General features: G+C 61.3%; 21 protein-coding genes and 1 riboswitch. Of the genes, 17 read left to right on the forward strand and 4 right to left on the reverse strand.

The genetic code is table 11. The features are described from left to right. Positions 1-27 precede the first annotated feature (27 nt). From ICI42_RS20425 to ICI42_RS20440, 4 genes are all read left to right on the forward strand, one after another. Positions 28-1,473, forward strand: coding sequence for an NAD-dependent succinate-semialdehyde dehydrogenase (locus tag ICI42_RS20425; RefSeq protein ID WP_188166452.1), 1,446 nt, complete (start codon positions 28-30; stop codon positions 1,471-1,473). Positions 1,474-1,483: 10 nt separating this feature from the next. Beyond that, a complete protein-coding gene (locus tag ICI42_RS20430; RefSeq protein WP_188166453.1) occupies positions 1,484-2,344 on the forward strand; it encodes a p-hydroxycinnamoyl CoA hydratase/lyase in 861 nt (286 codons plus the stop codon). Positions 2,345-2,430: 86 nt separating this feature from the next. Further along, positions 2,431-2,634: riboswitch (cobalamin riboswitch) on the forward strand. 121 nt (positions 2,635-2,755) lie between these two features. Next, positions 2,756-4,003: an aromatic ring-hydroxylating oxygenase subunit alpha gene (locus tag ICI42_RS20435; protein WP_188166454.1), complete on the forward strand. Its 1,248-nt coding sequence runs from the start codon at positions 2,756-2,758 to the stop codon at positions 4,001-4,003. Between the two features lie 9 nt (positions 4,004-4,012). Then, the gene (locus ICI42_RS20440) at positions 4,013-5,119 is read left to right on the forward strand and encodes a hybrid-cluster NAD(P)-dependent oxidoreductase (protein ID WP_188166455.1); all 1,107 of its coding nucleotides are present in this window, start codon (positions 4,013-4,015) and stop codon (positions 5,117-5,119) included. Between the two features lie 75 nt (positions 5,120-5,194). Here ICI42_RS20440 and ICI42_RS20445 read toward each other — a convergent pair whose 3' ends face one another. Then, positions 5,195-5,887: a trimeric intracellular cation channel family protein gene (locus ICI42_RS20445; RefSeq protein WP_188166456.1), complete on the reverse strand. Its 693-nt coding sequence runs from the start codon at positions 5,885-5,887 to the stop codon at positions 5,195-5,197. A 260-nt stretch (positions 5,888-6,147) separates the two neighbouring features. On the opposite strand from ICI42_RS20445, the gene ICI42_RS20450 reads away from it, so the two are divergent. From ICI42_RS20450 to ICI42_RS20460, 3 genes are all read left to right on the forward strand, one after another. After that, positions 6,148-8,631 carry a membrane-bound PQQ-dependent dehydrogenase, glucose/quinate/shikimate family gene (locus ICI42_RS20450; protein WP_188166457.1) on the forward strand — a complete coding sequence of 828 codons (2,484 nt, stop codon included), beginning with the start codon at positions 6,148-6,150 and terminating at the stop codon, positions 8,629-8,631. A 125-nt stretch (positions 8,632-8,756) separates the two neighbouring features. Beyond that, positions 8,757-9,413 carry a cytochrome c oxidase assembly protein gene (locus tag ICI42_RS20455; protein ID WP_269140800.1) on the forward strand — a complete coding sequence of 219 codons (657 nt, stop codon included), beginning with the start codon at positions 8,757-8,759 and terminating at the stop codon, positions 9,411-9,413. Further along, positions 9,410-9,910: a CopD family protein gene (locus tag ICI42_RS20460; protein ID WP_330999210.1), complete on the forward strand. Its 501-nt coding sequence runs from the start codon at positions 9,410-9,412 to the stop codon at positions 9,908-9,910. The genes ICI42_RS20455 and ICI42_RS20460 overlap by 4 nt, the downstream gene beginning before the upstream one ends. Here ICI42_RS20460 and ICI42_RS20465 read toward each other — a convergent pair. Then, positions 9,891-10,358: a DUF2231 domain-containing protein gene (locus ICI42_RS20465; RefSeq protein ID WP_330999212.1), complete on the reverse strand. Its 468-nt coding sequence runs from the start codon at positions 10,356-10,358 to the stop codon at positions 9,891-9,893. The two genes, ICI42_RS20460 and ICI42_RS20465, sit on opposite strands and share 20 nt — an antisense overlap. A 156-nt stretch (positions 10,359-10,514) precedes the next feature. Here ICI42_RS20465 and coxB point away from each other — a divergent pair, with 156 nt between their 5' ends. The 6 genes from coxB (at position 10,515) to ICI42_RS20495 (ending at position 18,377) form a co-directional block, all read left to right on the forward strand. Continuing rightward, positions 10,515-11,126 (forward strand): cytochrome c oxidase subunit II, encoded by a 612-nt coding sequence (coxB, locus tag ICI42_RS20470; RefSeq protein WP_230980473.1) that lies wholly within the window; start codon positions 10,515-10,517, stop codon positions 11,124-11,126. Then, a complete protein-coding gene (gene ctaD, locus ICI42_RS20475; RefSeq protein ID WP_188166460.1) occupies positions 11,123-13,621 on the forward strand; it encodes a cytochrome c oxidase subunit I in 2,499 nt (832 codons plus the stop codon). The genes coxB and ctaD overlap by 4 nt, the downstream gene beginning before the upstream one ends. Beyond that, on the forward strand, positions 13,618-13,932 hold the full coding sequence (locus ICI42_RS20480) for a hypothetical protein (RefSeq protein WP_188166461.1): 315 nt from the start codon (positions 13,618-13,620) through the stop codon (positions 13,930-13,932). The genes ctaD and ICI42_RS20480 overlap by 4 nt, the downstream gene beginning before the upstream one ends. A 209-nt stretch (positions 13,933-14,141) precedes the next feature. After that, entirely contained in the window at positions 14,142-15,227 is a 1,086-nt protein-coding gene (locus ICI42_RS20485) for an NAD(P)H-dependent flavin oxidoreductase (RefSeq protein ID WP_188166462.1), read from the forward strand. Between the two features lie 381 nt (positions 15,228-15,608). Beyond that, positions 15,609-16,637 (forward strand): ribosome small subunit-dependent GTPase A, encoded by a 1,029-nt coding sequence (rsgA, locus tag ICI42_RS20490; protein ID WP_188166463.1) that lies wholly within the window; start codon positions 15,609-15,611, stop codon positions 16,635-16,637. A gap of 66 nt (positions 16,638-16,703) precedes the next feature. After that, a complete protein-coding gene (locus ICI42_RS20495; protein ID WP_188166464.1) occupies positions 16,704-18,377 on the forward strand; it encodes an FAD-dependent oxidoreductase in 1,674 nt (557 codons plus the stop codon). A gap of 112 nt (positions 18,378-18,489) precedes the next feature. On the opposite strand, the gene ICI42_RS20500 is transcribed toward ICI42_RS20495, so the two are convergent. Next, positions 18,490-19,260 carry a fumarylacetoacetate hydrolase family protein gene (locus ICI42_RS20500; protein WP_188166465.1) on the reverse strand — a complete coding sequence of 257 codons (771 nt, stop codon included), beginning with the start codon at positions 19,258-19,260 and terminating at the stop codon, positions 18,490-18,492. Continuing rightward, positions 19,261-20,325, reverse strand: a complete 1,065-nt coding sequence (locus ICI42_RS20505; protein WP_188166466.1) for a LacI family DNA-binding transcriptional regulator — start codon at positions 20,323-20,325, stop codon at positions 19,261-19,263. 181 nt (positions 20,326-20,506) lie between these two features. Between ICI42_RS20505 and ICI42_RS20510 the strand changes: the two genes are divergently transcribed. From ICI42_RS20510 to ICI42_RS20525, 4 genes are all read left to right on the forward strand, one after another. Then, positions 20,507-21,058, forward strand: coding sequence for a TRAP transporter small permease (locus tag ICI42_RS20510; protein WP_188166467.1), 552 nt, complete (start codon positions 20,507-20,509; stop codon positions 21,056-21,058). Between the two features lie 80 nt (positions 21,059-21,138). Continuing rightward, a complete protein-coding gene (locus ICI42_RS20515; RefSeq protein ID WP_188166468.1) occupies positions 21,139-22,419 on the forward strand; it encodes a TRAP transporter large permease subunit in 1,281 nt (426 codons plus the stop codon). A gap of 45 nt (positions 22,420-22,464) precedes the next feature. Beyond that, positions 22,465-23,478, forward strand: a complete 1,014-nt coding sequence (locus tag ICI42_RS20520) for a TRAP transporter substrate-binding protein (RefSeq protein ID WP_188166469.1) — start codon at positions 22,465-22,467, stop codon at positions 23,476-23,478. Positions 23,479-23,545: 67 nt separating this feature from the next. Beyond that, complete coding sequence (locus ICI42_RS20525) at positions 23,546-24,361, forward strand: HpcH/HpaI aldolase family protein (RefSeq protein ID WP_188166470.1); 816 nt, start codon at positions 23,546-23,548, stop codon at positions 24,359-24,361. The last annotated feature ends 119 nt before the right edge of the window (positions 24,362-24,480 follow it).

The following is a 24,480-nucleotide window of genomic DNA, read 5'->3' on the forward strand; positions in this document are numbered from 1 at the left end:
GGCGCGCTGCGCAGTAGGGGAGGGACCATGACCGAAGACCCGCGCTATGGAACACTTCGGCTGTTCATCGATGGGCATTGGCTCGACGCGGGCACCCGCGTCACCGAGGATGTCATCAACCCGGCGTCCGGCGAAGCCATCGCCGCCCTGCCGCACGCCAGCCGCGACGATATCGATGCGGCGGCGCGGGCAGCGGATAGAACCTTCAAGCCATGGAAAGCTCTTCCCGCTTACGACCGAGCCAAAATCATCCGCAAGGCGGCCGACCTCCTGCGCGAGCGGGTCGAACCCATCGCCCGGCTGGTGGTTCTGGAACAGGGCAAGCCCATCTTGGAGGCGCGGCAGGAGGTGTTGGCCGCCGCGGACATCTTCGACTGGACGGCCGATGAAGGCAGACGCACCTACGGCCGCATCGTGCCGTCGCGCATGCCGGGCGCGCGCTGGCTGGTGACGAAAGAGCCGGTCGGCCCGGTCGCGGCCTTCACGCCGTGGAACATTCCGATCGTCATCCCCGCGCGCAAAATCTCGGCTGCACTCGCCGTCGGCTGTACCATGGTCATCAAGCCTTCGGAGGAGACGCCTGCCTCGGTGCTGGAGCTCGCCCGCGCCCTGGATGACGCCGGCCTGCCCAAAGGCGTGCTCAATGTCGTATACGGTGTTCCGGCCGAGGTGTCCGAACATCTGATCGCGCATCCGGCGATCCGCAAGATCACCTTCACCGGCTCCATAAGCGTCGGACAGGAACTGGCGAAGCTCGCGGCCCAGGCGGGAGTCAAGCGCGCGACGATGGAGCTCGGCGGCCACGCGCCGGTTCTGGTGTTCGAAGATGCCGATCTCGACCACGCGGTGCGGTCGATGGTCGCCGCCAAATATCGCAATGCCGGCCAGGTCTGTGTCTCGCCTACACGGTTTTATATCCACGAAAGCCTGCATGACAGGTTCGTCGAAGGCTTCGCCAGCGCCGCGAAGGCGATCAAGCTGGGCGACGGGCTCGACGCCGCCACCGGCATGGGGCCTCTCGCCAACCCGCGTCGAACCGCGGCTATGGAGCGTCTCGTTGTAGACGCCGTCGATCGTGGAGCGAAGCTGGTGACTGGCGGGGAGCGAAGCGGCAACCGCGGGTATTTCTTCCAGCCAACGGTGCTTGCCAACGTGCCGACAGAAGCTCGTGCGATGAACGAGGAACCCTTTGGCCCGATGGCGATCACCTCGTCTTTCTCGTCGTTCGACGAAGCCATAGAGCAGGCCAACCGGCTGCCCTTCGGCCTGGCCTCCTACGCCTTCACCACATCGGGCAAGACCGCTGGGATGGTTGCGGACGCGTTGGAGGCGGGCATGGTCGGCCTCAACAACAATTTCATCAACATGCCCGAAACGCCGTTCGGCGGGGTGAAGCAAAGCGGCTACGGCAGCGAAGGCGGTACCGAGGGCATGGACGCCTACCTCACCACCAAATTCGTCAGCCAGACGTGAGGATACCGACATGACATCCGATATGACCCATAAGGACAGCCGGCCCGAACCCTGGGGCAAGGACGTGCTCGTCGAATTCGAGGACGGCATTGCCTGGGTCAAGCTCAATCGCCCGGAAAAGCGCAACGCGATGAGCGTCGGCCTCGCCGAGGAGATGAACAAGGTTCTGGACGCGCTGGAGATCGACGAGCGCTGCGGCGTCATCGTCCTGACCGGCATGGGCGAGGCCTTCTCCGCCGGCATGGACCTCAAGGACTTCTTCCGCGCCACCGATGGCGTGAGCGATATCGAGCGCATGCGCGCCTATCGTTCGACCCGCGCCTGGCAGTGGCGCACGCTGATGCACTATTCCAAGCCGACCATCGCCATGGTCAATGGCTGGTGCTTCGGCGGCGCCTTCACGCCGCTGATATGCTGCGATCTCGCTATCGCCTCGGAAGACGCGGTGTTCGGCCTGTCGGAGATCAACTGGGGCGTGATACCGGGGGGCGTTGTCTCCAAGGCGATCTCGACCCTGATGAACGACCGCAAGGCGCTCTACTATGTGATGACCGGGGAACAGTTCGGCGGCAAGATCGCCGAGCAGCTGGGCCTGGTCAACGAGGCGGTTCCGGCCGACCGGTTGAGAGAGCGTACGGTCGAGTTGTGCAAGGTGCTGCTGGCTAAGAACCCGACCGTGCTGCGCCAGGCGCGGATGGCCTATAAATATGTGCGCGAGATGAGCTGGGAAGAATCGGCGGAATATCTGACGGCCAAGGCCGATCAGACCACATTCGTCGATCCCGAGCGCGGCCGCGCCAAGGGCCTGTCGCAATTTCTCGACGAGAAGACCTTCCAGCCGGGTCATGGGACGTACAAGCGCGAGGGCTGACAGGTCGCACCGGACAACGCCATTGGATCGTCGCGCGTTGCGTATGCGATGTCGCTTTCATGACCTTGTTTTAACCGCGCCTGTGGTGTCATCCCGGTGTTCAAGGTGCTCGTCGGCACGGTGCCGGAGAGATAATTGGGAAGCCGGTTTGATGCCGGCGCTGCCCCCGCAACGGTGGCGGAGTTGACGTTTCGACGGGAGACCACTGGGCCAAAAGCCTGGGAAGGTGTCGAAACGGTCCGAAGGGACGGCTCCGGAGCCCGGAAACCAGCCTTGACGTGTTGATGAACTCGACTGATCGCGGTGGGCGGTCAAGAGATGGAACGTTCAGGGCGGTCGGCGACCGCTGCCCCGACGCCCTTCCTTCTCAAATCGCCACCGGTTCAGTCCTTGGCTTTGTAAGGACAGGACATGGACGTCCGCAACGAAATGCTGAGCCTCATTCGCGGTCGCCGCGAAGGGTTCAGCCTGCCGCAGCCATTCTATCTCGATGAGGCGTTCCACAAGCTGGACATGGAACTGATCTGGTATCGGGACTGGCTCTTTGCCGGCCACGATTGCGAAATCGCCAAGCCGGGCAGCTTCTTCACCATCCAGGTCGGCGATTATCCTGTCGTGGTTGTGCGCGGTCGTGACGGCGTCATTCGCGCGTTCCACAATTCGTGCCGGCACCGCGGCAGCAGGGTCTGCAACACCGAGAGGGGAACATCAGCGCGTCTGGTCTGTCCGTATCATCAATGGACCTATGATCTCGACGGCTCGCTGGTGTTTGCCCGACAGATGGCCGACAGTTTCGACAAGGCCGACTTCAGCCTGAAACCGGTGGCCTGCGAGAGCGTCGCCGGCTATATCTTCATCTGCGTTGCCGAGCGTCCCGCTGATTTCGCGCCGTTTCGTACGCTGATGGAGCCCTATTTCGCGCCCCACAATCTGACGGGCGCAAAGGTCGCCTACGAAAGCACCATCATCGAAAAGGGCAATTGGAAGCTGGTCTGGGAAAACAACCGCGAGTGCTATCATTGCGCCGCCAATCATCCGGAACTCTGCAAGACATTTCCCGAAGCTCCCAACGTCACGGGCGTCAACGGCGCAGATAGCGACCCCGAAATGCAGGCGCATTGGGCGAAGTGCGAGGCGGTCGGGCTGCCGTCGCGCTTCCGCATCGACGGGGAGGGCCAGTATCGCGCCACGCGCGCGCCTCTGCTGCGCGATGCGGTCAGCTACACGACGACCGGCAAGCGCGCCGTCCGCAAGAATCTGTCTGAGAAGGTTGCCGCGGATCGCATCGGCGCGCTGATGCTGTATCACTATCCGACCACCTGGAACCATGTGCTCGTCGACCATGCGGTGACGTTCCGCGTGCTGCCGATCAGCGCGACCGAAACGGCGGTTACCACCAAATGGCTGGTCCATGGGGATGCGGTCGAAGGCGTCGACTACGATCTCAAGGACCTCATCCACGTCTGGACGGAAACCAACGACGAGGACCGGCGCATCGTCGAGGAGAATGCGTTCGGCATCAAGTCTCCCGCCTATGAGCCGGGTCCATATTCCGAGTTGCATGAAGGCGGCGTCATCCAGTTTGTCGACTGGTACACGCGCTTCATGGAAACGCGCCTGGTCGAAGGCGAAAAACCTGCCTTGCGCAACGTCGCCTGAGGCCCGGACATGAACGCTGTCACAGAAACCAATCTCTATCGTCATCTCGACGAGATGGCGCCCTGGAACGATCGTTTGCAGGTGCTGGAGGTGATCGGCATCACCGAGGAGGCACCGGAGGTGAAAACCTTCACCTTCCGCTCGGATGCTCAGACCTGGTTTCGCTACAAGCCCGGCCAGTTCATCACGCTGGAACTGCCTATAGAGGGTGGGCCGGTGATGCGGACCTACACTTTGTCGTCGAGCCCGTCTCGGCCGTTCTCCATCGCCGTGACGGTGAAGGCCCAGGCCGACAGCATTGGAACGCGCTGGATGTTCAACCATTTCAAGCCCGGTTCAACGGTCAAGGCTTTCGGGCCTGGAGGCACTTTCAGCCATCATGAGCACCCAGCCGGGAAATACCTTTTCATATCGGCGGGATCGGGCGTGACTCCGATGATGTCAATGCTGCGTTGGCTGAACGACTGCGCGCCATGGACGGACGTCTCCTTCGTCAACTGCGCCCGCAGGCCCGAAGAAATAATCTTCCGCAAGGAACTCGAACTTCTCGGCACCCGCATGCCCGGGCTGTCGCTGGCCTTTGTGATCGAGGAACGCTCGGCCTCGCGCGAAAGCTGGTTTGGACATATGGGCCGCATCGATGCGGTACGGTTGCCACTGCTCTCTCCCGATTTCCAGGAGCGTGAAGTCTTTTGCTGCGGACCCGACCCTTTCATGCGCGCGGTGCGCGGCATGCTCGAAGCAGCAGGCTTCGACATGGGGCGTTATCACCAAGAGAGCTTTGGCGCGCCGCCTGTCGAACCAATACAGCTGTCGGTCGGCGAGGAGATACTGAACCTGGCTTCAGCCGAAACCGGTCAGCCGATCCGGTTTGCCCAATCCGATGTCGATGCCGAATGCCTCGCCGGCCAGACCATCCTTCAGGCGGCACGCGCCAGCGGGGTCCGTATTCCCGCTGCCTGCGAGTTCGGCCTGTGCGGCACCTGCCGGGTTATGAAGATTTCGGGCGATGTCGAGATGGAGCACAATGGCGGCATCCTCGACGATCAGATCGCCGAAGGCTACATCCTGGCATGCTGCTCGAAACCGCTTACAGCGGTTGAGATCGAGGCCTGAGGGCAGACTTATCCATCGGATGGTCGTCTAACTCCAGTGCGACCGCCGAAAAGAAGCCGCGACTTCGATGCCGCGTTACCCTGCCGTATCGCCATTGTCCGGCTTGATTCTCGACGTCTCATCCAAGGCAGACCGTCGGGAGATGGTTTTGGGTGGACGCGCTTTATAGACCGGCAGCCTCCAGCCGAACTGCAGCGATCCGGCGCGGAGCAGGAAGGTTACGCCTGAAGCGCTCATCAGCGAAAGCGTCTCATGGGCAGGAAGCAGGTGAAGCAACAAGACGCTGGTGAGTGCGCCGGCGAGGCAAGCGCTGACATAAAGATCGCCCTGGCGGAGAACCAGCGGGATTTCGTTGGCAACCACGTCCCGCATCAATCCACCGAATGTGCCGGTCGCTACGCCCATGATCAGCACAATAGGCCAGGACGCACCGGAATCGCGGGCGATGCCGACACCCGCAGCGACCGCGACCGGGAGCGCCAAGGCATCGAGCCAGAGGATCGCGTTGTAGCGTGATTCAAGACGGTGCGCGGTGAAGAAGGTCAACATCGCCGCGGCGCAGGCGACACCCATATAATGCGGACTTGCGACCCAGAACACCGGGGCGCGGCCCAGCAAAAGGTCGCGCAGCGTTCCGCCGCCCACGCCTGTGAGGCATCCGAGAAACAGAAACCCGACGATGTCAAGCTGCGCGCGAGACGCCACGATACCGCCGGTCAGTGCAAAGACGAAGACCGCGATCAGGTCGAGGACGGCGTCAAGCGGCATGGCTTTCTCCCATCTGGCGGGCGGCGCCTGAAACAATCCGGCAATCACATATCATTCTTGGCACAGGACAAACCACCAAGGAATTTCCGACACGATCTCACCATTGGGGCGCGCAAGGGGGCAGTGCAGCCGTCTACACCATTGAATTTGCGTCCGTTTCTCCACTCTAACGGAGAAAAGAATCTTTCTGTCCGATTGGGCGGAACCATGCCGGGGCAATGGCGTTTGCAAAAGTATCCCCAAACCTCAGGAGTTTCCATATGGCCAACCCACACCGTACATTTGGCCAATGGGCTACGATTGCCTTGGCCGTGGTGATGGGGCTTTTCGGGCTTCCGATCATGCTGGGCGGTGTATGGCTGATCACCTTGGGCGGCTCCTGGTACTATGCCTTCGCCGGCCTGGGCCTGCTGGTCTCGGCCTATTTCCTGTTTCGCCAATCCATGGCTGGTGTTTCGGTCTATCTGCTCACCTTCATAGCCACTGTGGCCTGGGCGCTATGGGAATCGGGCCTCGATGGCTGGGCCCAGGTGCCTCGCCTTGTGGCGCCCACTGTCATTCTGGTGCTGGTCCTGGCTACAATTCCGGTGTTGGGCGGACGTTTCAGCGCTCACCGTGGCGCTTTCGCAGCCTCCGCAGCCGCAATCATAGCAATCGGCGCCGCGCTGATTGCTTTGACATCCGGCAGCGAGGGCACGGCCGTTGCGCAGGAGGTGTCGCCACCGCCAGCAACCCAGGCTCCCGCATCGCAAGCGCCAGATGCCGCAACCTCCGCGCCGCAGACTTCAGCGACATCGTCCCCCGCGGCCTATGCGACTTTGGAAACAGGCGCTGACTGGCCGGCTTATGGCGGAACGCACCGTGCCACGCGTTATTCGCCGCTTGATCAAATAACAGCTGAAAATGTCGGCAAGCTGGAGAAAATCTGGGAGTTCCGCACAGGCGATCTTCCGAAGGATGGAGAGCCTTTCGGCAATCAGAACACGCCCGTCAAGGTCGGCAATCGGCTCTATTTGTGCTCGGCCCTGAACAAGATCAGCGCCTTGGATGCGGCGACGGGAGCGGAATTCTGGACCTACGATCCGAAAACGCCGGCCGACGCAATCGGCTACAATGCGTCCTGTCGCGGGGTGGTCTATTTCGAGGACACAACCGCCGAAGCCGGTTCGCTCTGCGCCGCCCGCATCGTCAATCTGACCCACGATGCGCGGATGATTGCCCTCGACACCGAGACGGGCCAGCTGTGCCCTAACTTCGGCAATGGCGGCATCGTCAATCTGCTCGAAGGCATTGGAGATACTGCCCCTGGTTTCTATGCGCCGACCTCACCGCCGACGCTCGTGCGTGACGTGCTGGTAGTCGGCAGCCAGGTCAGCGACGGCCAGACCCGTGAAGCTCCCTCGGGCGTTATTCGCGGTTTCAATGCGGTGACCGGTGAGCTTGATTGGGCCTGGGACATGGGCCGTCCTGATGAGAAAGGCTTGCCGCCGCAAGGCGAGGTCTACACGCCGGGCACGCCCAATGTCTGGACGATTGCTTCCGGCGACGACGAACTCGGCCTGGTCTATCTGCCCATGGGCAATTCGGCCGTTGATTATTGGGGCGGCGACCGCTCCGACGCGGAGAACACTTATTCGACAGCCATCGTAGCGCTGGACGTAGAAACAGGCGACGTCGCCTGGCATTACCAGACGGTGCATTACGACGTGTGGGACTATGACCTTGGCGGTCAGGGGACCCTGGTGGACTTTCCAACCGAAAATGGTCCGGTACCCGCCATCGTCATGCCTTCCAAGCAGGCCCAGTTCTACATTCTCAACCGGGCGACCGGTGAGCCCCTTGTCACCATAGAGGAGCGTCCGGCGCCTCAGGGCGGCGTGGAGCCCGAGCGCTTGTCGCCGACCCAACCCTATGTAACGGATTTTCCCAATCTGCTGAAACCGGACCTGACCGAAGCAGACATGTGGGGCGCAACGCCGCTCGACCAGTTGTGGTGCCGCATCCAGTTTCGTCAGGCGAGCTACGCGGGTGTCTATACGCCGCCCACCGTCGATCAGCCATGGATTCAGTTTCCCGGCTACAATGGCGGATCGGATTGGGGCGGTGTCGCCATCGATCCCATAAAGGGCATCATGATTGCCAACTACAACAACATGCCGAATTTCAACCAGCTGGTGCCGCGCGAGACCATCGATGAACTTGGTATCCTGCCGATCACCGATCCGAACTACGATCCGGACGCCGGCGGCGGCTCGCATGGCAGCATCAGCCCGCAAGCGTTGTCGCCTTACGGCATTCGTGTGAATGCCGGATGGCGGGTTCCGCTTACCGGTTTGCTGTGCAAGCAGCCGCCTTATGGAGGCATTGCGGCCATCGATTTGAACACACGAGAAGTTTTGTGGGATCGTCCTTTCGGGACTGCGCGCAAGAACGGGCCGTTTGGCATCCCTTCCATGTTGCCGATCGAGATCGGTACGCCGAACAATGGCGGCGGATTCATCACGGCCTCAGGTTTGTTCTTCATCGCGGCCGCGACAGACGACCTCTTGCGTGCAATCGATATCAAGACCGGCAAAGAAGTGTGGCAGGTTGCGCTACCGGCTGGCGGTCAGGCGACACCGATGACCTATGAGGCCGGCGGACGGCAGATCGTCGTCATCAATGCTGGCGGACACGACTTCATGGAGACGGCCATCGGCGATTACTTCATCGCCTATGCCTTGCCGAAGAGCGAAGCGCCCTAGTTGGCGTTGTATCGAAAAGGATCTGTATGCCCGCAGCCTTGCCTGTCATAAGCTATTGCGGCCCATCGCCGATGCCCGCGGATCTTTGGGGGCGGTGGAATCTGGACCCTGTGCTTCTGGCAGTCATGGCGATAGCCCTTGGCCTATATTTTTTCGGGTGCAAACACGCTCCGCGTGACCGAACTAGCTTCATCGCCGGCATGGCGGTGTTGGCAATCATCTTCATCAGCCCCCTTTGCGCATTGACGGTGGCGCTGTTTTCGGCTCGGGTGGTTCACCATGTCCTGCTTGTGGCGGTGGCCGCACCCCTGCTTGCCTGGGCCTTGATCGACCGCATAAGCGTAAATCGTCGTGTGCTGCTGGCCCGGTTCCTTACGCCGCTGTTTGTGTTTCACGCCGTGATCTTCTGGCTGTGGCATGCTCCAGCCATCTACAGCTTGGCCTTGGCCAGTACTCCGGTCTACTGGGCGATGCAGGTGAGCCTGCTGTCCAGCGCGGCCTTGTTTTGGGCATCCGCCTTGCTCGCATCACCTTCCAGAGCGATTACAGCACTGTTGGCTGTAACCGTGCAAATGGCACTGCTCGGCGCGATCCTCGTCTTCTCCGGCAGGCCGCTCTACGAGCCGCATTTCTTCACCACCGAGGCGTTCGGCATAGACCCCCTTTGGGACCAGCAATTGGCTGGGCTCATCATGTGGGTGCCGGCGAGCCTGCCCTATCTGCTGGTGGCGATGCTGCGCCTCATTGCCTGGCTACGGCAAGGCGAGGTGCGACGGGCGTGATCGTCATCCTCCTCAAATTCGTCCACATCCTTTCTATTGCGATCTGGTCGGCGGGGCTTCTGTGCCTTCCGTTCCTCTATGTTCAACGGCGCCGGTTGGAAGACGATGCCTTGCATCGTCTGCACAATTTTACCCGCTTCATCTATGTCGGTGTGATTTCTCCGGCCGCCTTTATGGCGGTGGCCTGTGGTATTGCACTCATCTTCCTGCAGGCGACGTACCAGCCTTGGTTCTCGGTGAAACTCGCGCTCGTCGGCATCATGGTCATGATCCATGTGATGAGCGGACTGATGATCCTGCGCTTGTTCGAGCCCGGGCAGACCTACCCTTACTGGCGGTTCGTTGCTGTGACGGTGCTTACGACCTCGGTCATCGGCGCCATTCTGTTCGTAGTGCTGGGCAAGCCTGTATGGTCTATCGACCGTCATATCGCTGGGATCTTTGCGCCCGGTGCGCTCGGCGTCATGCTCGGCGAGCTTATTGCTTGGTTGAGATGATGAGGCCGGCTCCATGATCGAAAACCAGCTTCCCACCATGCCATCCAGCCAGCGCCGTCAACACGCTTGCGAGCAGGGACAGAAGCAACCCGTGTGGCAGCACGGCATCGGGTATGTTGAGACGCAGGCCCCAATTCGCGCCTGCGACCGCGAGCAGCGTCATGGCGGCAATCGCATGGTTCCAACTGGCGACGCGTACCCGAATGCCTGGAACTGCGAGCAGTTCGGCTGTGCCCGCCACGGAGGCGAGCAAGCCGAAGGCAAAGGCGAAGCCGGTGGACCAGAGACCGACCCGCAGCCAGAACGGGTCGCCGTTCAGCCAGTAGAGGCCGTCGATCCCCAAGGTGCAAACGACCAGCGCGATCGGAAAATGCACGAGCATGACATGGATGGGGTGGCCGGCGACGGCGATGGCCGAGCCAATATCCTGCTCGGCAACGGCGCGGATGGCGGGATTGTCATGCGAACTGGTCGCCTCCGGTGGCGTTTCCTCCAGAGCGATCTCAGTCTCTTCCGTATCCGACTTCGTCAAGTCAGCCCTCTCGCTGTTCGGTTGGCACCTGCTGCAATAACACCGCTTGTCCTCTTAGGTTGCGCTGCTCCTTTGTCCACCCTCGATCCCGCAGGTCCATCCGCGTCGAGCATCGCAGCGCTCTGGTGGGTGATGTTCTGGGGTGCCCTTGCCCTATTTGCCTTGGTCATTGCGCTTCTTGCGGTGAGTTTGCTTCGTCCTTCCGCGCTCGCCTCCATCAAGCCGGGAACCTGGATCGTCGGCGGCGGGCTGGTCCTGCCGGTGCCGATCCTCGTGGCGTTGCTAGTCGCTGCGCTACTGCTGGGCGAGCAATTGCTGCCCAAGCCGGGCGGCGCTGCTCCTGTTCGCATCGACGCCCATGCCAGCCAGTGGCAATGGCGTTTCAGCTATCCATTCATTCCAGATGCCGCGTCGACGTCGATTTTGCATCTTCCTGCGGGGGAGCCGGTGGATGTTGTGGTGACGGCAGAGGATGTCATTCACAGTTTCTGGGTTCCTCGTCTCGGAGGTAAGATCGACGCCATCCCGGGACACACCAACATCATACGTCTGCAGGCCGACAAGCCGGGCGTCTATCGCGGCATCTGCGCCGAATATTGTGGCGAAGGCCATGAAACCATGGGCTTCGAGGTCCGGGCACATGCGCCGGCGGATTATGCTGCCACGATCGGAGGCCAGCCGTGAGTGGGGAACATCTCTCGCCCGTCGCCTTGCATAAGGCGCTTACCAGGATATGGGGCACACCGCCCGGTTTGGCGCGGTTCTCGGCGGTGAACCACAGTATTCTGGGCAAGCGCTTCATGGTGGTGGCGATGGTTTTCTTTGCCATTGGCGGGGTCCTTGCCATGCTGATCCGCGCCCAATTGGCGACGCCCGACAGCGCCTTCATCGGCCCGGAACTCTACAATCAGATTTTCACCATGCATGGCACGGTGATGATGTTCCTCTTCGCAATCCCGATGTTCGAGGGCTTGGCGATCTACATGCTGCCCAAGATGTTGGGCGCTCGCGATCTCGCCTTTCCGCGTATGACCGCCTACGGCTTCTGGTGCTATCTGTTTGGCGGCACAATCCTGATTGTCGCCATGGTCATGGGCTATGCGCCGAATTCCGGCTGGTTCATGTATACGCCGCTGTCGTCGGGCATCTACACGCCCGGCATCAATGCCGATGTCTGGCTGCTGGGAATCACATTCGTCGAGATTTCGGCGATCACGGCAGCTGTCGAACTGATCGTCACCATCCTCAAGATGCGCGCGCCCGGCATGTCGCTGACCCGCATGCCCATCTTCGGCTGGTATATGCTCGTGACCGCTACCATGATGCTGATCGGCTTCCCGCCTTTGATCCTGGGCTCGATCCTGCTGGAGATGGAGCGGGCATTCGACCTGCCTTTTTTCGACCCCACGCGCGGCGGCGATCCGCTGCTCTGGCAGCATCTCTTCTGGCTGTTCGGACATCCGGAGGTCTACATCATCTTTCTTCCCGCCGCCGGTATGCTGTCGACCATCATTCCCACATTCGCGCGTCGCCCATTGATCGCCTACAACGCCATCATCGTGGCAATCGTCGCCATGGCCTTTCTCAGTTTCGGACTGTGGGTGCACCACATGTTTACCGTCGGGATTCCCCATCTGGCGCTGGGCTTCTTTTCGGCGGCGAGCGCATTGGTGGCCATTCCGACCGCTGTGCAGATATTCGCCTGGATCGGCACCATCGCCTCGGGGCGGCCGAGGCTCGATGTTCCCATGCTCTACGTCATCGGCTTCTTCATTGTCTTCGTCTGCGGCGGGTTGACCGGCGTGATGCTGGCGATGGTGCCGTTCAACACCCAGGCGCATGACAGCTATTTCGTCGTAGCCCACCTGCACTATGTGTTGGTCGGCGGGTTTGTTTTCCCAATGCTGGCAGCGCTTTACTACTGGTTGCCGCATTTCACCGGGCGGAGCAGCGTTTACCGCCTGTCGGTGCCTGCCTTCTGGCTCATCATCATCGGGTTCAACTTGACGTTCTTCCTGATGCACCTGACCGGGCTGATGGGTATGCCACGCCGCATATCCACATATCCGTCCAACTGGGGTTGGGACTGGCTGAACCTATTGTCCTCCTTCGGCGGGTTCATCATGACGATGGGGTTTGCGCTGGTGCTGGTCGACATTGTCATGCAGTTTCGTTTAGGCAGGCGCGGAACCCGAAACCCCTGGGACGCCGGCACTTTGGAATGGGCCATGCCCACGCCGCCGCCGGATTATAACTTCGCCGCACTTCCCGCTGTCACACAGCGCGCCGACTCCCTCGATCCTGGACGCCTTGGCAACAACCTTGCGGCAGGCGACGGTTATCTCGGCTTCGCCCGAGCCAGCCGCCAGGAGAGCCTTGGGGTCGACATGATGACCGGCAAGCCAGACCAGGTGATCGTTCTTCCGCGCCGGACCTGGCTACCGCTGTGGACGGCGCTCGCAACGGCGGTCTTCTTTCTCGGCCTGCTGTTCAAGATTTACTGGGTCGTGCCTTTGGGTGCGCTAGCAGTCGTTGGGCTGTTCCTCGTATGGCCGCGTGCGCTCGGTCAGAGGCACGATGCAGGCCCTATCGACATCGGGCAGGGCGAAGCCGTTCCGGTCGACGCCGAGGTTGAGGACAACGTCACTTGGTGGGCCTCTAAAATCGCCGCCGTGGCCGACGCCACCCTGTATGCCTCTCTTTTGTTCGGCGCACTGTATCTGGCTGTCGTCGCGCCCGGTTGGCCGGGGCAGTCGACAGAGACCAACTGGTGGCCGGCTCTCGGGCTCCTGGCGGCATTTGGTGGAAGCGTCTCGGTCCGCCTTGCGCGCAGCCGAAATGCGGATGGAACGTCGCCTTACGGCTGGCTATTGGGAACAGCTGTACTGGCTGCACTGGCGGCTGCCGCCTGCATTGTCGGCATGGTCCAGTTGGGCGATGCGACCATTCATGCCAACATCTCGCTGCGTTTTGCGCTCTACGCCTACTGCGCTATTCATGCCGGTATCGCGATGTTGATCGCCGCTCACGCCGCGTGGCGCTGGCGTGGCGGCTATGTCTCGGCCGTCCGCGCAACGAGCCTCCGCCTCTCGGTACTATGGACCGATTATGCCACGGCCGCCTTGATCCCGGCATGGGGATTGACGCTGTTGCTTGCAAGATCCGGCGGGGCTTCATGATCCGCCACCTCTGGCCATTGCTGATCGGGTTTTCGCTATGGGCGATGGCCTTCACTGCGCTTTATACCGTGCAGTATCTGGGCTGTTATCTCGGCTGGTCACCTCAGGCACACCGTCTCGCATTGGTCGCCGGCGCGGCGATTGCAATCGCTGTCTCGGTTGGCGTTTTGGTGGTCCAGATCGCCTATGTCAGAAGACTGGGACAAGCGACGACGTTCATGCATCGTGTCGGCATCGGTGCAACCGTCGCGGCCATCGCGGCGACGATCATCACATTTGCGCCGATTGTCCTGGCATCGGCCTGCATATAGCTTCGCTGATGTTTTCAGAGCTGTTCTGCCGACAGCGACTGGGCTAGCGCTGAGCCGGAAGCTGAGGGCTTTGGCCCACGCGTTGGAATGGCTGGCGCAATCCGTCATCTTTGTCGGGATGAATGAGGCAAGGCTGTGAACGATGATTTGGTTTATGCTGTCTGGCGCAGACTCGATGGCTGGATCCGCATCACTCACGGTACAATGACATGTCCTTTATAGAACAGCTGAAACTTTCGATCCCGCTCATCCAGGCTCCGATGGCGGGGGTGTCGACGCCGACGCTGGCCGCAGCGGTATCGGACGCGGGCGGTTTGGGTTCCATCGGTGTAGGTGCAACCGATGCCGAAGGCGCGCGGGCGGTGATCGCGGAAGTCCGCGAGCGCACCAAACGCCCGTTCAATGTCAATCTCTTTGTGCATGCGCCCGCGACGGCCGATCAAAAACGCGAGGCCGAATGGCTCAACTGGCTTCGGCCCTTGTTTCTGGAATTTGACGCAGAGCCGCCGGTATCGCTGCGTGAAATCTACAAAAGCTTCCTTGAGGATACCGAGATGTTGGCGATGCTCTTGGAGGCGGCCCCGCCGGTGGTCAGCTTCCATTTCGGCCTGCCGTCCGACGAGGTGCTGTCGGCACTGCGTGCCCGCAATGTCCTTCTGCTCGCCACCGTCACCAGCCTTGACGAAGCGCGCATGGCGGAGGCTGCCGGGATCGATGTCCTGGTTGCCCAGGGAATAGAAGCGGGCGGTCATCGCGGTGTTTTCGATCCGTCACATCATGACGCCGCCTTGGGTACCATGGCGCTGACGAGACTGTTGGTGCTGAAGTCCGGTCTGCCGGTCGTTGCGGCTGGTGGCATCATGGATGGCGCTGGCATCGCCGCTGCTCTCAATCTCGGTGCGGTGGCCGCTCAACTGGGCACGGCGTTTATCGCGTGCCCTGAATCCGCTGCCGACGATGCTTATCGGGCGGCGCTCATGGGGCAGGGCGCCTGTCACACGACAATGACCTCCCTCATTTCAGGCCGGCCGGCTCGTGCGCTTGCAAACCGGTTTACCGCTCTGGCCCGACAATTTGGCAAACCGCGTCAGCCTGATTATCCCATTGCCTATGATGCCGGCAAAGCGCTCCATGCTGCTGCCAAGGCAAAGGGAGAACATGGTTTCGGCGCGCAATGGGCGGGAAAAGGTGCGCCGCTTGCACGCGCGATGCCTGCCGCAGAGCTTGTCAAGTCGCTCCAGGCGGAGCTTCGGATATGCCGAAGCAACGGAGCGGTTGAACAACCTGGGTCTTGACCGGAGTAGCATTGTTGCGGAAACCGATGTCTGCTCGGCATCCGGATATGCGGCGTGGCCCGGCATTGAGACTGGCAAGTTTCGACAATCCCAAACGTCAGGCGGGTTTCCATCATCTCTCGCTGACCCGCCAATGAGTCCGCCCCCACGCCCATGAGCAGATCGTCAAGCTCGACGTTTCCGCCACGAGCCTTTCCCGGCGCGCTCGCTGCAAAGATAGCGACGGTCGGCACACGCGCTTGGCCTATTACAATCCCGACGAAAGCGGTGCCGACCGCAACGTCATTATGTGATAGTCAGCTCTTGGATGGATCGCAGCTTTTATGCAGGCGGTGCATGCCAAGGCACTACGGCCGTTCCAAATGCACAAGTTAAAGGGATATGACACTGTTTCCTGACACGACGTCTCCGGTGCTGACCGATCTCGGCTGGTCCCCGTTTTTCGCGGAGCAGATTGAGCCGGCTGAAAACGGCCTCGTTCCGATTCGCATTGCTACCGTCCATCGGTCCCGTTTGATTGGGGAAACGGGATCCGGTCAGGTGGAGCTTGGCTTTCAGCAAAACACGGGTGATTTCGCGGTCGGGGATTGGGTGCTGATCGACTCTGAAACCCAGGATATCGTCCGCAGACTGGACAGAAAAACGGTGCTGCGTCGGCGGACGGAGAACGCCAACGTTCCACAACTGATCGCAGCGAATGTCGACACCCTGTTTATCGTGACCTCGTGCAATGACGATTTCAACCTGGGGCGGCTGGAGCGCTATCTGGCGCTGGCGAACGAGGCCGGCGCCAATCCGGTGGTCGTCCTGACGAAAGTCGATCAGGTATCCGACGCCCAGTCCTATCGGCCGCAGGTGGAGGCTTTGCAGCAAGGTCTTGATGTGGTGTTGGTAAATGCCAAATCCTCCGATGCCGCCATCGCCCTGGCGCCATGGTGCGGCCCGGGACAGACCGTGGCGCTAGTCGGCTCGTCAGGGGTCGGTAAGTCGACGCTCCTGAACATCCTGGCCGATAAGGCCGCGGATGAGGCGCAACCCACCGGCGGTATCCGCGAACATGACTCCAAAGGCCGCCATACGACCACCTCTCGCTCTCTCCATGCCATTTCGGGCGGCGGTTGGGTAATCGATACGCCGGGGATGCGGACGCTGCATGTCGGAAATGTCGCCGCCGGCCTGGACGTGGTGTTTGCCGAGATTAACCAGTTGGCCTTGAAGTGCCGGTTCCGGGACTGCACCCACGCGCATGAACCCGGCTGCGCCGTGCAGGCCGCTGTAGCCGACGGAACACTGTCAGCCGAGCGGTTGGGCCGCTGGCGCAAGCTGCATGAGGAAAACAGCGCAAACACGCCGGTTCAATCGGGTCCGCGCGGCAATAAGTCGGACGCTTGGCGTGGCAAACGGCGTTGAAGGTGAATATTCTGCCGGGCTAGGGTGCATAAGGTTTCGCCAACCATCTTGACGCAAGGAGAACCGATGGCAGATCTTAGTGCGCGCCAACACCAGATGTTTCCGGTGCTGAACAGCCATCAGATCGAAACGGCAAAGCGCTTTGCCAATGGCGAGCCACGCTATTTCGCGCCCGGCGAATTTCTCTCCAAGGTCGGCGACCACGCCGCGCCGGCCTGGCTCGTGCTGCAAGGCTCGATGGATGTCTTCCGCCATGAAGGCCTGTCGCGCGAGACGCTGATAACGACACACGGCGTCGGCCAACTGTCCGGCGAGGTTAATCAACTGTCAGGGCGGCCGACGCTCGCCGGCGCGCGTGCGGGAGCGGAAGGTTGCACGGCCATGGCCTTCGACGCCGCTCATCTACGTGCACTGGTCATAGGTTCGGCCGATGTCGGCGAGATCATCATGCGTGCGTTCATTCTGCGTCGGGTCGGGCTCATCGATGCTGGTGCAGGATCGGTTCTGATCGGGGCTGCGGGCAATGCCGCTCTGTCGCGCCTGCAGGGTTTTCTCGCCCGCAACGCCTTCCCCTATATCGTGCTGGATTCGTCGACCGAAAGCGAAGCCAAAGCTCTGATTGAGCGGCTGGGGATTCTTCCTTCCCAACTTCCCCTGATGGTCTGCCCCAACGGTACTGTTCTCCGGAATCCGACGGATATCGAAGCGGCGGCGTGTCTGGGCCTGACGCCTGAGCTTAGGCCCGACAAGCTTTATGACGTCGCGGTCGTGGGTGCCGGTCCGGCGGGGCTTGCCACCGCCGTCTATGCCGCATCCGAGGGACTGGAGGTCATCGTTATCGATGAACGGTCTGTGGGTGGACAGGCCGGTGCTTCGTCTCGGATTGAGAACTATCTCGGTTTCCCCACCGGCATTTCCGGTCAGGCCCTGGCAGGCCGGGCTTATAGCCAGGCACTGAAATTCGGTGCGGAGCTGGTTCTGCCGGTCGAGGTCAACAGGCTCGTGGCGCCGAAGGTCGACGATGGTGCGCTGACGCTGGAACTTGCTGGCGGCAAGTCGGTGGCCGCGCGCAGTGTCGTGATCGCATCGGGTGCCCGTTATCGGCGGCCAAGCATCGCCGAGATCCGGACATTCGAGGGCAACGGCGTTTCCTACTGGGCTTCGCCGATTGAGGCAAAGCTCTGCGCGGGTGAAGAGGTAGCGCTGGTTGGCGGCGGAAATTCTGCCGGCCAAGCGATCGTTTTCCTGGCGCCGCAAGTGCGGAAACTGCATCTCATTGTTCGCCGCGCTCTTGAAGAGACGATGTCGCAATATCTGATCGACCGCATCAGGGCTCTTCCCAATGTCGAACTCCAAATGCAATGCGAAGTGGTTGCGATCGATGGCGATCCCGGCTCCGGCCTCGCCGCGGCAACTCTACACAACCGGCTGGATGGCAGCGAACGGCGCCTTGCCTTGCACCATCTTTTTCTCTTCATCGGAGCCGATCCAAATGCGGGCTGGATCTGCGACCGGGTCCATACCGACGAAAAGGGTTTCATTGTCACCGGCCAGTCGTTTGATGCGCACTGCGGCTTCACTCGCAAGCCGCTATCGTTGGAAACCAGCCTGCCAAATGTTTTTGCGATTGGCGACGTCCGAGCCGGGTCGACCAAGCGGGTCGCCGCGGCCGTCGGCGAAGGAGCAGCCGTCGTCTCACAGGTTCACGCCGCGTTGAGCTTTATGAATGCCGGCCGCTGAGGCTGATCACGTAAGACAGTACCATAGTGCCTGACCTTCGACATCTCACCGGAAACGATTTTGCGATGTCGATCCGGTCACGGTGGACCTGCCGTCGACACATGATCCAGAGTTAAGCACCACCGTTAACGTCAGCTGCGAAGATCAGGCGGATGCCTTCCAGGCCTTTCAAATCGGCGCTGAGGGTGCCTGGGCTCGTGATGGGAATAGCCCCGCAAAGGGCGCCGGTTGTGACGATCTCGCCGGCATTGAGCGATTCCGACGGACGGTTGATATCCGATGCGTATGCGATGAGCCAGGCGAGTACATCGCCGGCCGGGTGTTGCGCGTTTCCGGAATATAACAATGCCTCGCCGAGGTGGATATCGAGCTGGCACCGCCCAACCCTGCCAAGGATTTCCTTCGGCAGTTCAGGTCCCAGCGCATAGCCCGCATTGCCCAGCCGGTCCGCGAGAAACAGGAGGTACGGCGCCTCGCCGCCTTCCTCTATCCGGCTGTCGAGAATTTCGACACCGAGGTGAAGCGCTTCAATAGCGGTGACCAACTCCGCGCGGCTGTAGCCGCCATCGCGGGGCGGCAGCGCAGTGCCAAGCCTGACGGCTATCTCGACCTCGATCCTCACGCCATCGCGCCATGGGAAAGCCGCGGGATGGCCCTCAACAATTGATTTCAGGGGTGCCAGCCATCCGGTCACGGGCAATCCGTCAGGCGAAAGCGCCACCTTGCAGCCCGGCGTGCGACCCGTCGACGCCAGTTGCACGGCCATCGAGTCCGCGATCGTTGCTGGCACGGCTAGGGAAGCTGCCGGAATGCGGTCGCGCGCAACGGAAAGGTCTTGTGCGAGCCGATGCGCGTCGAAGGCCTTGGGAGCGGAATGGGACATTCATTTATCCGGAAGAACTGGGCGAGAGCGGGGTGCAGCGGTGGACTTGCGCAGCATCAGGTGGAATTCGACGGGTTGTGGGTCGTCCGGAGCGCCGTCCTCAAGACAGGCACGGAGATAGTCGGCAGCACGGCGGCCGATTTCGGCGTTGTCCACGCGCATCGTCGTCAGCGGCGGTTCCATATGCGCCGCCATGGCCACGTCGTCGAAGCCTGTAATCGAAAGTTCGTCGGGCACCTTGATACCCAAGGCGCGCGCTTCGATCAGCGCCCCCATGGCCAGCGTGTCGTTGCCACAGACAATCGCCGTCGGACGCGGTTCGGACGTTTCCATGATCGCCTTCAGTCCCTGGCGGCCAAACAGCAGGGAGGGCGCGCCTTCGTGAACATGCTGGGGCCGAAGCGCAATGCCGTTCTCTGCCAGCGCCCCACGCAGCCCGTCGAGGCGCGCCTGCACGCGGTCATTATCTCCAGCAGGCTGATGGATCAGGCCGAAATCCCGGTGGCCGAGATCAAGCAGGTGACGTGCAACGCTGCGAAACGCTCCTGCGTTGTCGAAGCCGGCAAAGGGATGCTCCGCGCTGTCGCGGTAGGAATACATGACGACGTAGGGAACGCGGCGAGCGCGGATCATGTCGAACACGCCCTCGCGCTGTGCCTCGCCGACAATCGCGAGCGCCTCGACGCCCCTCGCCAACATGGCCCGCAACTGGGCTTCCGCCTGTGCGCTATCATAGTTGGAGCAGCCGATGAGTACCGTTATGCCCGCTTCCGCCAGCCGCGCCTGCAAAGCCCCGACCTGCGAGGCGAAGACGTCGTGATCAAGCGTAGGAATCAGAACGCCGACCAGCCATGTGCGCCGGCTGGCAAGGGCCGCACCAGCGGGATGAGGCATCCAGCCGAGGTCGGCCGCGATCTTCAGAATTTTGTCGCGGATTTCAGGCGCCACCTTTTCAGGCGTGTTGAACGCCCGTGAAACTGTGGCCGTGGAGACGCCCGCCGCCGCCGCGACGTCGAGCGCGCGCGGTGCCGCCGCTTTGTTCCGTTCCTTGCTCCCCCGTGCCATGCGCATCCCATACAGAATTATGTATTCGCGTACAATACGATAAGTCTTGCTAGAACGCGTGCCCGGTCCGGTCGATTGACAAAATTTCGATGCCTGATATGTAAGCGCTTACATGCAGATTGCGAGGGGGCGGAAGCGGCTGTGGGACGCCGGATCCGAGGCACATCTGAGAGGAGAGGGCATGAACGTCGCCATAAGAACTTTGGTCAAGCCGGTCGAGGCTATCATTGCCGCCTGTATGGCTGTGATGCTTCTGTTGGTGTTCGGAAATGTCGTCCTCCGCTACGTTTTCAACACCGGCATTTCGGTTTCAGACGAGCTGTCGCGTCTGCTCTTCGTCTGGATGGTGTTTCTGGGGGCGATGGCGGCACTTGTCGAGCGCGCTCATCTCGGTGTCGACACCTTGGTCAAGCGGCTGTCGCGGACGGGGCGCATCGTCTGCTTCGTCCTGTCCAATATCCTCATGCTCTATGCGACATGGCTGATCGCATCCGGCACCTGGAAGCAGTTCGGCATCAATCTCGGCATGACGACCCCGGTCATGGGCATCTCCCAGGCCTGGTTCTTCGCGCCGCTGTTGATCTTTGCCGCACTGTCGGCGGGCTGGTTCTGCTTCATGATCCTTCGCGTCATGACGGGACGCATCGACAGCGACGAGTTGATCGGCGTGCGCGAAAGCGAGGAAGAGGTCGATATCGAGGCCTTCCGGAGGTCGGACAGGGACAAGCCCTGAACGACCACCAAGCCTTCGCCGACCCTTCAACCGTGCCGTAGTTGCGCCAGACGCGCATGGCTGTCGCAGGAACCAGCACAATGACCATTTTGATCTTCGTAACGTCTTTGCTCGCCGCCATGGCGATCGGCATGCCGATCGCCTACGCGCTGATCATCTGCGGCGTCGCGCTGATGCTGCAGCTCGACATCTTCGACGCTCAGATCCTGGCGCAAAATCTGGTCGGCGGCACCGATAGCTTCACCCTCTTGGCCGTGCCCTTCTTTATGCTGGCGGGTGAGGTCATGAACGTCGGCGGCCTGTCACGCCGCATCGTCAATCTCGCACTGGCCCTTGTCGGCCATGTGCGCGGCGGGCTCGGCTATGTGGCGATCATCGCTGCCTGCATCCTGTCTGCCTTGTCGGGCTCGGCGGCGGCGGATGCGGCCGCGCTCGGCGCGCTTCTCGTGCCAATGATGGTGAAGGCCGGCCACGACAAAGCCCGCTCCGTCGGCCTTGTCGCCTCCGCGTCGATCATCGGGCCGATCATTCCGCCCTCCATCGCCTTCATCCTGCTCGGCGTGACGACGAACCTCTCTATTTCAAAGCTGTTCATGGCCGGGATCGCGCCCGGCCTGATGGTCGGCCTCGCGCTGGCGGTGGCCTGGTACATCGTTGCGCGCAAAGAACAGACACAGCCACGTCCGCGTGCGTCGGCCACCGAGCGGGTGAAGGCGCTGCGCGAGAGCCTTTGGGCGCTGGGCCTGCCGGTGATCATCATTTTCGGCCTCAAATTCGGCCTCTTCACTCCCACCGAAGCCGCAGTGGTGGCTGCCATCTATGCGCTTTTCGTCTCGATAGTGATTTATCGCGAACTCAACCTCAAGCAACTCTACGGCGTCTTCGTCACCTCGGCGAAGATCACCAGCGTCGTCATCTTCATGGTGTCGGCCGCGCTTGTCTCCGCGTGGCTGATCACCATTGCCGATCTTCCGGGCCAGGTCGTGGCACTGCTTTCGTCCTTCATGGACAGCCCACGCCTGTTGATGCTGATGATCATGATCCTCGTGGTCATCGTTGGCACAGCGATGGACATGGCGCCGACCATCCTGATCCTGGGCCCGGTCCTCGTACCTGTGGTCCAGGCGGCCGGCATCGACCCCATCTATTTCGGCGTCCTGTTCATCATCAACAATTCCATCGGCCTTATCACGCCGCCTGTCGGCACCGTGCTCAACGTGGTTGCCGGCGTTACCCGAACCAGCATGGAGACGGTCATCCGCGGCGTCACGCCGTTCATGATCGCCCAGATTATTGTTCTGGGTCTCATGATCATCTTTCCCGAACTCGTCACCGTTCCGGCTGCATGGCTCAGCCGCTGATACTCGCTTGAGCCCTTTCACATCGTCACCAGGAGGAAAAAACCTATGCGTCAGTTCATCAATGCTCTTCTCGCCAGCGTCATCTTGGCATCCGCCTCCGCGCTGCCCGCCGTGGCAGAAATCCGCGAACAAACAATCCGCTTCGCCAGCGCCGGTTCGGAAGGATCGCCGCTCGTCATCGGCCAGCGCAAGTTCGCGGAGATCGTCAAGGAAAAAAGCGGCGGGAAGATCGACGTTAAGGTGTTTCCAGCCGGCATGCTCGGCGGTGACATGCAGTCGGTTTCCTCGCTGCAGGGCGGCCTGTTACAGATGTCGGCCCTCAATGCCGGTCTGATGGCGAGCCTTGCCCCGGATTTCGCGCTTCTCGACATTCCTTTCTTGTTCGAGAACACCAACGAGGCCGACGCCGTCATGGACGGTGAAGTTGGCAAGATATTCAAGATGGAACTTGAGGCGAAGAACCTGATGGTCCTCGCCTATTGGGAGCTTGGTTTCCGCAACCTGACGAACAGCCGTCGCGCCGTCGAGAAGGTCGATGACATCGAAGGTTTGAAAATCCGTGTGGTCCAGTCACCCATCTATCTGGAAATGTTTCAGGCCCTCGGCGCCAATGCCGTGCCGATGCCCTTCCCGGAAGTCTATACAGCTCTCGAAACCGGCACAGTGGATGGACAGGAGAACCCGGCGGCGTCCATCCTCACGGCAAAGCTCAACGAAGTGCAGAAATATCTGACCCTGACGCGCCATACCTACAATCCGATGGTGCTGCTTTATTCCAAGCCGGCCTGGGACAAGCTGGATGCTGACGAGCAAGCCCTGCTGCAAGAAGCCGCCACCGAGGCGGCCGCTTTCCAGCGCCAGACCTCGCGTGACGCCGACGCCAAGGCAGTGGAGGCGCTTGCCGCTTCCGGCATGACGGTTTCCAAGCTTACGCCTGAGGAAATCGCGCGGTTCCGCGAAAAGACCAAGCCGGTCGCCGAAAAGTTCTCGGCCGCTGCCGACCCGGCGCTGGTCAAGCTGCTGAACGATACGATTCAGCAGGTCCGCGCCGCCAAGTAAACTCGTTCGCAGGCGCGCAGACCCGCTCCGCGCCTGCACCTCTTTCAATGTTTCGAAGGTATCACCAATGTTCAAGACCAATGGGCTCAAGGCTCGACTTCTCGCTGGCGAAAGCGTTTACGGCTGCTGGGTCGGCGGTGGGTCGCCGACCAATGCCGAAATCCTCGGCCATGTCGGGTTCGACTTTCTACTGGTTGACCACGAGCACGGCATCGGTGAGACCCGCGAGATCATGGAAACCCTACGGGCGGTTCAGACCACGCCGACGCTGGTGCGCGTGCCGTGGAACGACCACGTCCTGCTAAAGCGGGTCATCGATGCCGGCGTGCAGTCGGTGATGATCCCCTCTGTCGATACGCCGGAAGCCGCACTGGCAGCCGTGCGCGCCTGCCTTTATCCGCCGCACGGCATTCGCGGGTATGCGGCCGGCGTCGTGCGGTCGTCCACTTTCGGACTTGAAGCGGGCTATGTTCACAAGGCAAACGGCGAAATGCTGATCGCTCTTCAGCTGGAATCCTACACCGCCGTCGAGAATGCCGCTGAGATTGCCGCCACCGAAGGCGCCGACATCATCTTCATTGGCGTCAACGATCTGGCCGGTTCGATCGGCCTGCTCGAACAGACCGGACATCCGGACGTGCGGGCCTTGGTCAAGAAGGCCGAGGACGCCATCCTCGCTTCGGGCAAGATCATGGGAACCGTGCCCAACGGGGGAGCGACGGTCGGCCAGCTTCTCGATCGTGGATATCGTATCGTCGCTGGACCACACGATGTCGCGCTGCTGCGCGATGCCGGCAGCGCGGCCATGGCCGACTATAAGGCACTGGTTGACGCCCGCGCTGCCGGGGGCTCCAATGAGGGTGGACTCCAGCGCTCGTACTAAAGCGTGTCGCGTTTGACGTGATTCAGGATTCCCATTTTGGTTGGGGGATGATTCATTGAGGTTCGAAGGAGAACCGCGATGGGCAAGCCGCTACCGATGGCGTTGCGTGAACGTGTTGC

Origin of the sequence: Oryzicola mucosus, assembly GCF_014534685.1 — a bacterium.
GTDB lineage: Bacteria > Pseudomonadota > Alphaproteobacteria > Rhizobiales > Rhizobiaceae > Oryzicola > Oryzicola mucosus.